A 12937-nucleotide genomic window follows, 5' to 3' on the forward strand; every position below is an offset into this window, starting at 1 on the left:
TTAACCCTCCTCCTTATCACGTGTAATTTCTTCAACTGGGATATGATACCCGTGGTCTTCTTTAATGGACCGTGTGAACATCGCTCCGAATGTGATACCCAAACCAACTACGATAACTGGGATCACCATGTAAATAAACCCAAAACTTGCGACAAATAAACCAATTGACATTACTAATGGAAGAATCGTTCCATTTGGCATATGAATGTCTTCTAACGGTTCAGCTGCTTTCATTTTGCCATCACCTTCATATTTTTCATACCAATACGCATCTAAATCACGAACAAGTGGCGTTTGTGCAAAGTTATACTCAGGCACTGGTGAAGGTGTTGTCCATTCAAGTGTACGACCATCCCATGGATCTCCAGCATTTTCTGTATTTTTTGTTGAAACGAAAATATTTATCAAAAATAAGATAAATGCAATGCTCATAAGGAAAGCACCCATAGTACTAATCAAGTTCATACTTTCAAATCCTTGATCCGGAAGGTAAGAAGCAACACGTCGCTGCATTCCCATCAATCCTAAGAAATGTTGAACAAAGAACGTTAAGTGGAAACCAATTAGGAATAGCCAGAAAAACCACTTTCCTAATGCTTCATTTAAACGATATCCGAAAATCTTCGGCCACCAGTAGAATGCTCCACCGAACAACCCTAAGACTACCCCACCAATAATTACATAATGGAAGTGAGCAACAACAAAGTACGTATCGTGAAACTGATAGTTAGCTGCACTTGTTGCTAGCATTACACCCGTTACCCCACCCATTACAAATGATGGAATAAAACCTAAGGCAAACAAGTTTGCCGTTGTGAACTGAATACGCCCTCCCCAAAGGGTTAATAGCCAGTTAAATATCTTGATCCCTGTTGGAACGGCAATCGCCATTGTCGCAACAGCAAAGATTGCATTAGCAACAGGTCCCATTCCTACAGTAAACATGTGGTGAGCCCAAACCATGAACCCTAGGAAACCTATGATTAATGTAGCAAATACCATCGCAGAATATCCGAACAATCGCTTTTTAGCAAATGTAGGGAGGATTTCTGAGAAGATACCAAACGCAGGCAATATAAGAATATAAACTTCTGGGTGGCCAAATATCCAGAATAAATGTTGCCAAATTATTACATTCCCTCCGAAGTCAACTGCAAAAAATGTCCCTCCGAACAACCGTTCTAACATCAAGAGTAACAACCCAATTGTTAATGCTGGAAATGCAAATAAAATTAGCATGGAAGCCACAAACGAGCTCCAAGTAAATAATGGCATTCTCATCATGCTCATCCCAGGTGCACGCATATTGATAATTGTGACAAGGAAGTTAATCCCACCCATAAGAGTACCCAAACCACTTACCTGTAAACCAAGTAAATAGTAATCAAGACCCTCTCCAGGTGATTGACTTGATAATGGAACATAAGCGGTCCAACCAGCGTCAGGTGCTCCACCTGCAAACCAGCTGATATTTAATAACAAACCACCGAACAAAAACAACCAAAAACCTAAAGCGTTTAAAAATGGAAAAGCCACATCCCGCGCACCAATTTGCAGTGGAATGATAAAGTTCATAAAACCAAATAATAGTGGCATAGCAGCCAAGAAAATCATTGTCGTTCCATGCATAGTTAATAATTCATTAAATGTTTGTGCCTGAATAAACGAAAATTCAGGAAACATAAGCTGAATACGCATTAAAATAGCTTCCAAGCCACCTAAGGCAAAGAAAAATGCGCCCCCGGCTAAGTACAATATACCTACTTTTTTATGGTCAACCGTGGTCAGCCAGTCCCAAATTACATTTTTAGACTGAGCCTTTTCATAAGACACGTTTAGATACCCCCTTTACTACCTTTAATTATTCAAGTATTTTTAATTCATTTAGATATGCAATAAGTGCAGTCATTTCTTCATCACTTACTTGATCATGGTTAATAGTAGGCATGTTGTTTCCTGGCTTGAATTCTTGAGGGTCTCTCAACCAAGCTTCAAGATTTTCATCGTCAGGGTCCAAATACCCAGCAAGCGCTTCTCTTTCGGCATAGTTTGTCAAGTTCGGTCCTGTTGGTGAACCTTCATCACCGATCGCATGACAACTAATACAGCTTTCTTCAAATACACCACGACCATCAACAGCAACTTGCCCTTCGGGATCTGTTATCTCTTCTGGTGGTTCAGCCATATTTGTAGCCCATGTTTCGAATGTATCTGGGTCTACAGCAATCACTTTGAAGTCCATTTGCCAGTGGGAAGGTCCACATAATTCAGTACACTTACCCATATACACACCTTCTTCAGGCGCTTCAAACCACATATCGTTTGTTATACCAGGAACGTTATCTTGTTTACCAGCTAAAGCAGGTACCCAAAATGAGTGAATAACATCAGAAGCCTGCAATTCAATATTAATTCGTGTATCTGTCGGAATATACATCTCTTGACCTGCAACAATATCATGATCTGGATAAGCAAATTCCCACCAGAATTGATGCGCAGTTACTTCAACTGTTACATGATCGATTTCCTCTCCTTCAGCGCCATCTTCTACTTCAACACTCGTATCTGCCAGTGTGAACGTATCCATCACGTTCGGAACCGCAAGCATCAAGAGTAGAATAATTGGAATAGTCGTCCAGATGATTTCTAACGTTCTGTTCCCGTGAACTTGCTTCGGAATATGTGTATCCCCAGGTTTTTCACGGAAGCGAAAGATTACAAAAATATAAATTGAAAACACAATAAACATTACAAATATCATAATATACAAGCTAAGCTGGATTAAGGAATATTGCATTTCTGCAACAGGACCTTGTGGGTCAAGAGCAGATAAATTCTCTACACCACAACCAGACAATAGCATGATGAAAGATATTGGAAGTAGTCGCCATACAAACTTCATTTCGTCACAAACCCCTCTTTCTGTAGTGAAAATATTTTAAAACATGTGAACAACAACCATTAAGACAAACATTATCGTCAAATAGTTAAGGGAATAGATAAACATCTGATTCGCCCATTTTATGTCATCCTTTATTTTGAAGCCAGCAATTCCTAACACAAGCCAGCCTCCCCCCAATAAAACTGCAGCGACTGTATAAACAATGCCAAAATCAGCCACAAACAATGAAACTGGAATTAAGGCCGCAATATACCAAATAATTAGTCGTTTCGTCACAGCAAATCCTGCCACAACTGGCAACATTGGAATACCCGCGGCTTTGTATTCATCCGCTCGTTTCATCGCTAAAGCTAAAAAGTGCGGTGGTTGCCATAGAAACATAATAAGGAACAAGGTCCATGCGTATGGATGTAGACCTGGGTCAACTGCTGCCCAACCTATTAACGGTGGCACAGCCCCCGAAAAACTACCAACAATTGTGTTGAAAGTGGTTGTTCTTTTCGTCCACATCGAATATAGAACAACATAGATGATTAAACCCGCCACTCCTATCACCGCTGCAACCAAGGTGGTAATCGCGAGAAAGGCAATTCCTCCAACGGATAAAACAAGGCCATATGTTAATGTTTGTTTGCCCGTTAATTGACCTGTCACAGTAGGGCGCTCTTTCGTTCGTTCCATCAAATGATCGATATCTCGATCAATGTAATTATTCAGTGCACATCCGCCAGCCATGACCATAGCAGACCCTAACAATGCTAATAATACGTTTAATGGGTCAGCTCCCAAAGTGGTTCCCGTATAATAGGCAGCTAAGAATAGACCAGCAAATGTTGTTATCAAGTTAGACATCACAATCCCTGTTTTCGAGATGGCCAAATACTCACGCCATCCAGCTTGGTTAGATTGATCTGTATTATCGACATGATTGATTGATTCTGCTGTTGAAGAAATCGTGATTTTATTCAATTTATTCCCCCCCCCTCTTTACATTCTTCTCCCCATAATCAAACCATGTTTCCTTATTCAAGTCTAATAATTTGCTCTATAATCTCAATTTTAATATAGGATAATCTTGACCAAATTACTATTCTCTGAAAACTTCGATAATTAAATCATAACTTGAAATGGTATAGATATTACTCATCCATACACATTATATAGGAAGTTTCAGTGATTTTCATCACATTTTTTTTGGAAGTTGTTCTTACCTCTACAGTTATTACTTTTTTTATACAATAATACACATCGGCACTATGTTTATATTATATAATACTTAGTGAAATGATTGAAAGAACTATTTTAAAAGTTCAATATATTAAAGTAAATGCCCTTTCGTTGACTTTTTATCGCAGAGTTCATAAAATAAGTACGAGTTAGTTGTATTATAGAAAATGCGTCAAAGATAATTTTTTAAAATAATTTAAATACTTTTTCATTAGAAACACTTAGCTTGTCGCCAAGTCCTTCATGGCGAAAGCCTAAGTTTATCTTATATTTTAATCCTTTAGCGAAGTTAAACATTCTTAAAGTACAAAAAAAGTATCTAAACGATAGAAAGACGGTGGAATGATGCATCGGTTTTTGAAAATATTTGGCGTGATGACAACATTTGGCATGCTTGTTGTCATCATTCAAGGGGCTCTTGTTACACAAACAGGTTCAGGAGACGGTTGTGGGGCAGAGTGGCCTCTTTGTTACGGTCAATTGTTTCCAGCGGAACCTACGCTAAAAACAATGATAGAATATACACATCGGCTTGTTTCAGGCATCTTAGGATTAATGGTGATTACTCATGCGATTTGGAGTTGGAACTCCTTACGTCACATGAAAGAAACAAAATTATTTGCAATTTTAGCTGTCTTATTTATAATTTTGCAAAGCTTATTAGGAGCAGGGGCTGTTGTTTGGGGACAATCAAGTGCTGTTATGGCTTTGCATTTTGGTTTCTCTCTAATTTCATTTACAAGTGTTCTTTTGTTAACGATCCTTGCATTCGAAAGTGGGAAAGATTCCACGATGAAACAAACTAAAATTGCTGCTAATATTCGAAATCTTATGTATTTTATACTAGCTTATGTGTATATCGTTGTTTACACAGGTGCTTATGTAAAACATACGTCTTCTGGTGCAGCTTGCAGTGGGTGGCCACTTTGTAATGGTCAACTCATTCCAAATCTCGAAGGAAGTATCGCGATTCAATTCGGTCATAGACTGGCTGCTGGTTTGTTGTTTATTGTTATTCTCATTGCATTTATTCTTGTATTAAAACACTATCGTCATGAAAGAATCTTCTTTTACTCTGTATCTATCAGCTTTATTTTCGTAACGATACAAGTAATTAGTGGTGCCGTTGTCGTTTTCAGCGGATTTACACTAAATGCAACGCTCTTTCATGCCTTTATGGTAAGTCTTCTATTCGGAGCGATTAGTTATTCAACACTTCTAGCCTATCGTGCCAAACAAAAAAGCTGACCAATACGGTCAGCTTTTTTTCATGTTATTCTCCTAAAAAAGTCCGGAACATCCAGTTATGCTTTTCAAGCGAATGAGAAATTTCAAGCAGCATATCAGCTGTGCCTTGATCATCTACATCCTCTTCTAATGTACTTACATCTTCTTTTATTTCTGTTAAAATTCTAGTAAAATCCTCAATCAATGCTTTAACCATTTCCTCGGAAGCTAATTCCCCTTTAGCTTCTTCAAGTGTTGTCAATGTCAAAAATTCTTTCATCGATGCTACTGGCTTTCCTTTTAAAGTGAGAAGACGTTCTGCGAGCTCATCAATATGACCTGCTGCCTCATCGTAAAGCTCTTCAAATTTTTCATGCAATGTGAAAAAATTTGGGCCTTTCACATACCAATGAAAATTGTGTAACTTCACAAACATCACATTCCAGTTTGCAACTTGACGGTTGAGAATTTCTGCTGTTTTTTCGTGTGCCAATTTGATCAACTCCCTAATAATTTCAATGACGGTATTTATAACTCAAGAAAGAGGTTCCCCTTCTCTTTCCCTTCATCATTATACCCAATATATACCTCTAAGCCAAGTGGCTAGTAGTATTGTCACAAGACGTCCAAATTACTTGGAATATCTCTTTACATTTTCATCTATTAGGGATTGTTTTTAAACTAAAAATACTAAATGTCACAAAAGCCCTCTTCTTATATCATTGTTTATTCAATTTCTAGTAATAAGTCACCCGCTTGGATCGCTTCACCATTGGACACATACACATGTTTAATCACTCCATCGAAAGGTGCTTGAACCGTTGTCTCCATTTTCATGGCTTCGGTAATCGTTAAATGATCCCCTCTTTTGACCTTATCCCCCTTACTGACTAACACTTTCACAACAGTTCCAGGCATAGAAGCACCAATATGTTTTTCGTTCGTCTTGTCAACTTTTTGTTTCATTTTCACAAGTGATTCAACATTCTCATCGTGAACGATAATTTCCCTAGGTTGTCCATTCAACTCAAAATAAATAACTCGAGTTGCATCTTTTTGAGGTTCTCCAATCGACACCAACTTAATAATAAGTGTTTTACCTTGTTCAATTTCAATGTCAACTTCTTCTCCCAACCGCAAACCATAGAAGAAAGTCGCCGTATCGAGGACAGAAACGTCTCCGAATTGGTCAATAAACGATTGATAATCCAAGAACACTTGTGGATATAGAGCATATGAAATCACATCATGACTCGTAACTTGCCGTCCTAATTTATGATATAACTCTGTTTTAATTGCTTCTAAATCTATAGGGGGCATCTTTTCTCCTGGGCGATGAACAATGGATTTTTTCCCTTTCAAAATGATTTTTTGTAATTTCTCAGGAAAGCCTTGGTACGGTTGTCCGAGTAACCCTTGGAACATTTCAATGACAGAATCAGGAAAGTCAATATGTTCTCCCTTTTCATAAACGAGTTCTGGCGTAAGATCATTTTGTACCATGAATAAAGCCATATCGCCAACCACTTTGGATGAAGGAGTCACTTTAACAATGTCACCAAACATGTCATTTACAGTTCGATACATCGTTTTCACGTCGTCCCACCGATCTCCTAAACCGACACCTTTAGCTTGCTGTTGAAGGTTGCTATACTGTCCTCCAGGCATTTCGTGATGATATATTTCAGAATGAGGAGCCATCATACCACTTTCAAAGTCACCGTAATACTTTCTTGTATCTTCCCAAAAATGGTTTAATTCTTCTGCTTTACTAATATTGATATTCGGTTGTCTTTCGTGACCACTTAGAGCATGAAACAACGAGTTCATACTAGGCTGACTCGTAAGCCCTGACATCGAACCGATCGCCGTGTCAACGATGTCAACCCCTGCATCAATCGCTCTTGCATAAGTGAAAAGACCGTTGCCACTCGTATCATGAGTGTGTAAATGGATCGGAATATTTACTTCTGACTTCAACGCAGTAATTAATTCAAAAGCGGCCTGAGGCTTTAGTAGCCCTGCCATATCTTTTATACCTAATATATGAGCTCCTGAATTTTCAAGTTCTTTCGCAAGTCTTACGTAATAAGATAGGTCATATTTGGTCCTAGACTGGTCAAGGATATCACCTGTGTAACACATACTTGCTTCAGCAATTTTGCCTGATTTTCTTACAGCTTCAATGGCTGGACGCATACCTTCCACCCAATTTAAACTATCAAAAATACGGAAAATATCGATACCTGCGTCCGCTGATTTTTCGACAAAGTCTTCAATGAGATTATCTGGATAATTTTTGTAACCTACCGCATTCGATGCTCTTAGTAACATTTGAAACAAAACATTCGGTGCTTTTTTACGAAGGATAAGCAATCTTTCCCATGGATCTTCATGGAGAAATCTCATCGATACATCGAAAGTTGCTCCTCCCCACATTTCTAGTGAAAACAAACTAGGAAGTAATTGTGCAGTTGGCTCAGCGATGTTTTTTAAATCAGTTGTTCTCATTCTTGTAGCAAGAAGGGATTGGTGAGCATCACGGAACGTTGTATCTGTTAACAGGACTTCCTTCCGTGCTTTAACCCACTCCGTCAAGCCTTCAGGCCCAAGGCGATCTAGTAGTTGTTTTGTTCCTTCTGGAAGAGGTTGCTGTAGTGCTACATTCGGTGTTCTACGATTTTCAAACACTGGCTTTTTCTTTATGCCAATACCTGGGTATCCATTAACTGTTGTACGCCCAATAAAAGAGAGCATTTTCGTTCCTCGATCTTTTCGTTTAGGAAATACAAATAATTCTGGTGATTCATCTATAAACGACGTATTGTAAGATCCATTTAGAAATCTTTCATGTTGGACAACATTTTCTAAAAAAGCAATGTTTGTCTTGATCCCTCTAATTCGAAACTCTTTTAGGTTACGTACCATCTTATTTGCTGCGTTCTCGAATGACAGAGCCCAAGTAGATAATTTCACTAATAAAGAGTCATAGTGAGGTGAAATGACAGCCCCTTGAAATCCGTTCCCAGCGTCTAAGCGAACGCCAAATCCTCCACCTGTTCGATAAGCCATAATTCTGCCTGTGTCCGGGAAAAAATTATTTTGTGGATCCTCAGTTGTCACTCTTGACTGGATTGCAAATCCATGTGTGAAAATATCTTCTTGTTGTGGAATCGCAATCTCACGGCCATGAAGTTTTTTCCCATCAGCAATCATAAGTTGTGTATGGACGATGTCAAAGCCAGTAATCATTTCCGTAATCGTATGCTCTACTTGAATCCTTGGATTCACTTCAATAAAAAAGAACTCTTCTTTATCCGTTACGAGGAATTCAACCGTTCCTGCATTTATGTATCCGATTTTTTTCATTAAGTCTAATGCCGATTTACAGATGTTTTCACGTGCTGTTTCTGTCAAAGAAACACTAGGTGCAACCTCAACTACTTTTTGATGTCTTCTTTGCACGGAACAATCACGATCATATAAATGAACAATATTTCCATAGTTATCACCCAAAATTTGCACTTCGATGTGTTTTGGGTTTTCTACGAACCTCTCGACATACACTTCATCATTTCCGAAAGCTGATTTCGCTTCAGAACGAGCACGATCAAACGCTTCCTTTAATTCGTCTTTTGACCGAACAATTCGCATTCCACGACCACCGCCACCTAAAGATGCTTTGATGATAAGCGGGAGGCCATGTTCATCCGCAAATGCAATAACATCGTCTACACTATTAACAGGACCATCGGTTCCCGGAATGACAGGAATTTCTGCTTCAATCGCTGTTTTTCTAGCCTTAATTTTATCACCAAACATATCCAGGTGTTCTATAGATGGACCAATAAAAATAATTCCTTCTTCTTTGCACCGCTTAGCAAAATTTATATTTTCCGATAAAAAACCATAACCTGGATGAATCGCATCAATATCATTTCTTTTTGCTACTTCAATAATACTTTCAATATCTAAATAAGCATCAATTGGTTTTTTCCCCTCACCTACCAAGTAAGCTTCGTCCGCTTTGTAACGATGGAAAGCACCTGTGTCTTCTTTGGAATAAATTGCTACAGTTCGTATGCCTAACTCTGTACAAGCTCGAAAAATCCGGATCGCTATTTCTCCTCGATTAGCTACTAATACTTTGTTTAAATGGTCTAGACGTTTCATATTTTTCCTCCTTCATTTTTTCTTTTAAGCTTAAGTACAAATCACATCTTTATGTAAAATATAGTCTTTAATAACCTCAATTTTTTCCTTTTTAGAGCGACATGATACGCATGTTAATTCCTTATGATTTAAAAATAGCTTATTCTGTTCTTTCGGCTCTACTCATTTTTTTAGCTTCATCATTTTCTGATTGTTTCCAAAACTTAATTATTATCTTATCACTTCCGTATTCTCTTTTCACCTTTTATGGGCAAGAAATCATATTTAGATTTTATTAAATTTATCCTATATGAGAATAGGACCCATTCATAAAAATAGAGTAACTTCTTAATAGAGTTGTTTAGATTCAGAAACTATTCTAAACACCTTTTTTACGCAATAGATTATTGAAATTGATTGAATCAATTTCATAATTCACCTTTTTAAAAATTCAAAGACCTGCAGAATTTTAATAATGTCGTTTTTAAAAATTTCTTTAAGCAGCTTGTTGCTGATTTAACAGTAAATTGATACGATCACTTGCTAATTTTGATGCATTATAAATAAGCGTGACGATGTCAAAATGAACTTTTGCGCGTTTTCCCGTTCGATAACGTACATTGTCTAGTTGATAATATTCCTTTAGATAAGCATTGACGCGTTCTACTGCTGAGCGGCGTTTGGATAGATGTTTCCATGCTTTTGAACCACGTGCTGGTGCTGTATATTTTCGGAGGTCTGTCGTGATTTTTACTTTATAAACCTTTTGGCAAATGCCTTCGTTAGCTAAAGGACAGTCGCTACATTCTTTTGGACTTGTGTATTTCAACGTTTCATACTTGGCATCAAAACTATCATAACGATAGGAATGTTCCCTAAAACAGGTTGGGGCAAAGTGTTTATCAAACCCGATGGGTTCTGCTTCATTTTTCTTATTATAAGCAATCACAGATTGGTTTCCCATTCGATGAACTTGTTCATAAATAGGGGCGTAGTCATAGCCTGCGTCCATTGTCTGGTAGGCCAAAGAAGGCAAGGATAGGCATTCATCCACTCCCTTTAATAAAGGAATAGCTGCTTTTCCATCATTCAAACTGCCAGAAGAAAAAAGGGACTGTAAAATGTATTGACTGGATGTACCAACAGCTAAGTGACCTTTGTAGCCGTACCAAAAGACATTTTTTCCTTCGCTGTTCTTCTTTACACCCCATTTAGGGTCTTGAGGAACTTCCGAACGTAACTCATGTAAAGGAACATCCAACTGAGCTTCTATTTTCTTTTCGAAAAGTGGAAGATTTGCTTCCTTTTCTGCTTGTTCCATCAGCCATTGTTCTCGCTCGTCTTTACGTTTGCGCCCACGCTTGTTAGGTTCTGCTTTTGGCTTTTCTTCTTTTGGTGGTGCTTGATCACGTGCTTCAAAATGGGTGGCGTCAATAGCGACCGTGTCATCCATAATAAAGCCTTCCGCCATGGCTTGAAGAACAACTTTCTCTTGTGATTCCTCTAAAACAATAGAGTCATCCAGTTTCGTTATAAGTCGTGAATAGGCAGCTTCAGAGGGAGTATTGTCAGACACAAGAAAACCACAATTCAACTTAAATATAAAGTCATCATTCAAACGTTTTATTAAGTCCTTCATCGTTGGAATGCGCTCAACGATTCGTACAAACATAGAAATAACCATTGCCGCATAATTCAGCTCTACGGGTGCACCAAGTCGGGATTTTTTGGTTATTTCATCGTGGATCGCATCTAAATCTATCGCTGAAATAATCGATTCATAACGTTGGGTAGGTTCCATCTCATATAAGTCTTGAATGCTAAATAAGCTCGTTTGTCGTATAATGGCCATAGGGAGTATTTCCTCCAGTCTTTTTGGTTGTTTTGGTCAACCACCATTATACAGGACTTGGGGAGGTACTTCCTTTTTTGTGTCTCAAACTCCTTGGGACGCAAGGGCTCTAAATTATGAAATTCACTCGATTGTATAACAATAAAAAACAAGTGCACAGAAATATTCTGTGCACTTGTTTTTATCGTTATTAGTAATTATTTGCTGTCTAAAGAAGCCTCATGGAGAGATGACACTTGTTTTTCCAATTGACCTAATAGCTGCTTGCCATCGTCTTCGTTTACTAGATTTAACCGAATAGCAAAGTCAATTTCTCGTGATAAACCGAACATTTGTGTATCTAAAACCTCTTCGTAAAGCGGACATTGAGGCATTGTTAAGTTTGTCATCTGAACTTCGATAAGCTTTACAATCTTTTCTGCATCTTCTTTAAGAAGGGCATAAGCTTTTTCACTTTGTTCGGATAGGGTTTCTACGGACATGCGAATCCCTCCTGTTCATCTATAATTCACGCAATGAATATACTCTTTCATTTGAGTCAGTGCTAATTTAACTATCATTTCTTCTTATTATATTATCTGTTCTGAAATAAAAATGCAACAGATCGTTCTCATATTCCTCTTAAAAGATGCTTAAATCATATCGGTGAGCTAGTGATTCGAGTAATTTCATCCCTGCAATACTATTTCCTTTTTCATCTAAAGCAGGACCAAAAATACCAATCCCTGGCCCATGAGGAACTGCCGCCATAATCCCTCCAGATACGCCACTTTTAGATGGGATCCCCACTTTAATAGCGAATTCCCCTGATGCATTGTACATTCCGCACGTCGTCATAAACGTTTTCATAATCCGAGAGATATGAAGTGGAATAATCGTTCGGTCTGTTTCAACACTCCGTCCCTCATTACCAATTACAAAGGCGATCTTCGCCAAATCTTCACAACTTACTTCTACGGCACATTGTTTTGTATATAGCTCTAATAAACATTCTATGTCACTACTGACTACTCTATGTTGTTTTAAAAAGTATGCCAAAGATCGATTCAAATCAGCTGTCTCAAATTCTGACGTTGCAACCTCATTATTATATGTGATAGCTGAATTTCCTGTTAGTTCATGAATAAATGCTAACAACCTCCCCAATTTTTCTTCAACAGTATTACCTTTAATCATATCTGTAACAGCTAATGCACCTGCATTTATCATTGGATTTAATGGTTTGGAAGGCGTATGTGTTTCTAGTTTTATAATCGAATTAAAAGGATCTCCAGTTGGCTCCATTCCGACACGAGAAAAAACACCGTCTTCTCCTATGTCCATCAGTGCCATAGCTAAAGTTAACACTTTTGAAATACTTTGCAGTGTAAATGTCTCAGATGTATCTCCTGCTGTTGCAATCATCGATTTACCTTCGTATATGGCAAGCGACAGTGTTTCTGGATTTGCCCAACTTAAAGCTGGTATATAATCAGCTACTTTTCCAAACTTTGCTTGTTGGTATGCTTCCTTAATCATTATATTTAGCGCTTCCGTATCTCTACATATCTCCATAATTTTCCCTCCTCGTAGAAATG

General features: G+C 38.1%; 9 protein-coding genes. 1 reads left to right on the plus strand and 8 read right to left on the minus strand.

What is annotated here, in order from left to right; all coding sequences use genetic code 11:
• From ctaD to cyoE, 3 genes are read right to left on the minus strand one after another with little or no spacing between them, the layout of a single operon-like run.
• The gene (gene ctaD / locus ACM26V_RS08940; RefSeq protein WP_416151072.1) at window positions 1–1833 is read right to left on the minus strand and encodes a cytochrome c oxidase subunit I; all 1833 of its coding nucleotides are present in this window, start codon (window positions 1831–1833) and stop codon (window positions 1–3) included.
• A gap of 28 nt (window positions 1834–1861) precedes the next feature.
• The gene (gene coxB / locus ACM26V_RS08945; protein ID WP_416151073.1) at window positions 1862–2902 is read right to left on the minus strand and encodes a cytochrome c oxidase subunit II; all 1041 of its coding nucleotides are present in this window, start codon (window positions 2900–2902) and stop codon (window positions 1862–1864) included.
• A 36-nt stretch (window positions 2903–2938) separates the two neighbouring features.
• Entirely contained in the window at window positions 2939–3835 is an 897-nt protein-coding gene (cyoE, locus tag ACM26V_RS08950) for a heme o synthase (RefSeq protein WP_416151835.1), read from the minus strand.
• Between the two features lie 636 nt (window positions 3836–4471).
• Here cyoE and ACM26V_RS08955 point away from each other — a divergent pair.
• A complete protein-coding gene (locus ACM26V_RS08955; RefSeq protein WP_416151074.1) occupies window positions 4472–5377 on the plus strand; it encodes a COX15/CtaA family protein in 906 nt (301 codons plus the stop codon).
• A 25-nt stretch (window positions 5378–5402) separates the two neighbouring features.
• Here the strand turns inward: ACM26V_RS08955 and ACM26V_RS08960 are convergent, their stop codons facing one another.
• The 5 genes from ACM26V_RS08960 to glsA form a co-directional block, all read right to left on the minus strand.
• The gene (locus ACM26V_RS08960; protein ID WP_416151075.1) at window positions 5403–5849 is read right to left on the minus strand and encodes a Dps family protein; all 447 of its coding nucleotides are present in this window, start codon (window positions 5847–5849) and stop codon (window positions 5403–5405) included.
• A 233-nt stretch (window positions 5850–6082) separates the two neighbouring features.
• Entirely contained in the window at window positions 6083–9529 is a 3447-nt protein-coding gene (gene pyc / locus ACM26V_RS08965) for a pyruvate carboxylase (protein ID WP_416151076.1), read from the minus strand.
• Between the two features lie 475 nt (window positions 9530–10004).
• Window positions 10005–11360 (minus strand): IS1182 family transposase, encoded by a 1356-nt coding sequence (locus ACM26V_RS08970; protein ID WP_416147931.1) that lies wholly within the window; start codon window positions 11358–11360, stop codon window positions 10005–10007.
• 197 nt (window positions 11361–11557) lie between these two features.
• The gene (locus tag ACM26V_RS08975; protein WP_416151077.1) at window positions 11558–11842 is read right to left on the minus strand and encodes a YlaN family protein; all 285 of its coding nucleotides are present in this window, start codon (window positions 11840–11842) and stop codon (window positions 11558–11560) included.
• A gap of 139 nt (window positions 11843–11981) precedes the next feature.
• Complete coding sequence (gene glsA / locus ACM26V_RS08980) at window positions 11982–12914, minus strand: glutaminase A (RefSeq protein ID WP_416151078.1); 933 nt, start codon at window positions 12912–12914, stop codon at window positions 11982–11984.
• Between the last annotated feature and the right edge of the window lie 23 nt (window positions 12915–12937).

This window comes from Salipaludibacillus sp. HK11 (assembly GCF_047795645.1).
Classification (GTDB): domain Bacteria; phylum Bacillota; class Bacilli; order Bacillales; family Salisediminibacteriaceae; genus Salipaludibacillus.

Excerpts from the sequence above, each read along its gene's own strand:
- ACM26V_RS08975 (WP_416151077.1), bottom strand. The coding sequence starts at position 11,842 with ATGTCCGTAGAAACCCTATCCGAACAAAGTGAAAAAGCTTATGCCCTT.
- ACM26V_RS08955 (WP_416151074.1), top strand. The coding sequence starts at position 4,472 with ATGATGCATCGGTTTTTGAAAATATTTGGCGTGATGACAACATTTGGC.
- ACM26V_RS08970 (WP_416147931.1), bottom strand. The coding sequence starts at position 11,360 with ATGGCCATTATACGACAAACGAGCTTATTTAGCATTCAAGACTTATAT.
- glsA (WP_416151078.1), bottom strand. The coding sequence starts at position 12,914 with ATGGAGATATGTAGAGATACGGAAGCGCTAAATATAATGATTAAGGAA.
- coxB (WP_416151073.1), bottom strand. The coding sequence starts at position 2,902 with ATGAAGTTTGTATGGCGACTACTTCCAATATCTTTCATCATGCTATTG.
- pyc (WP_416151076.1), bottom strand. The coding sequence starts at position 9,529 with ATGAAACGTCTAGACCATTTAAACAAAGTATTAGTAGCTAATCGAGGA.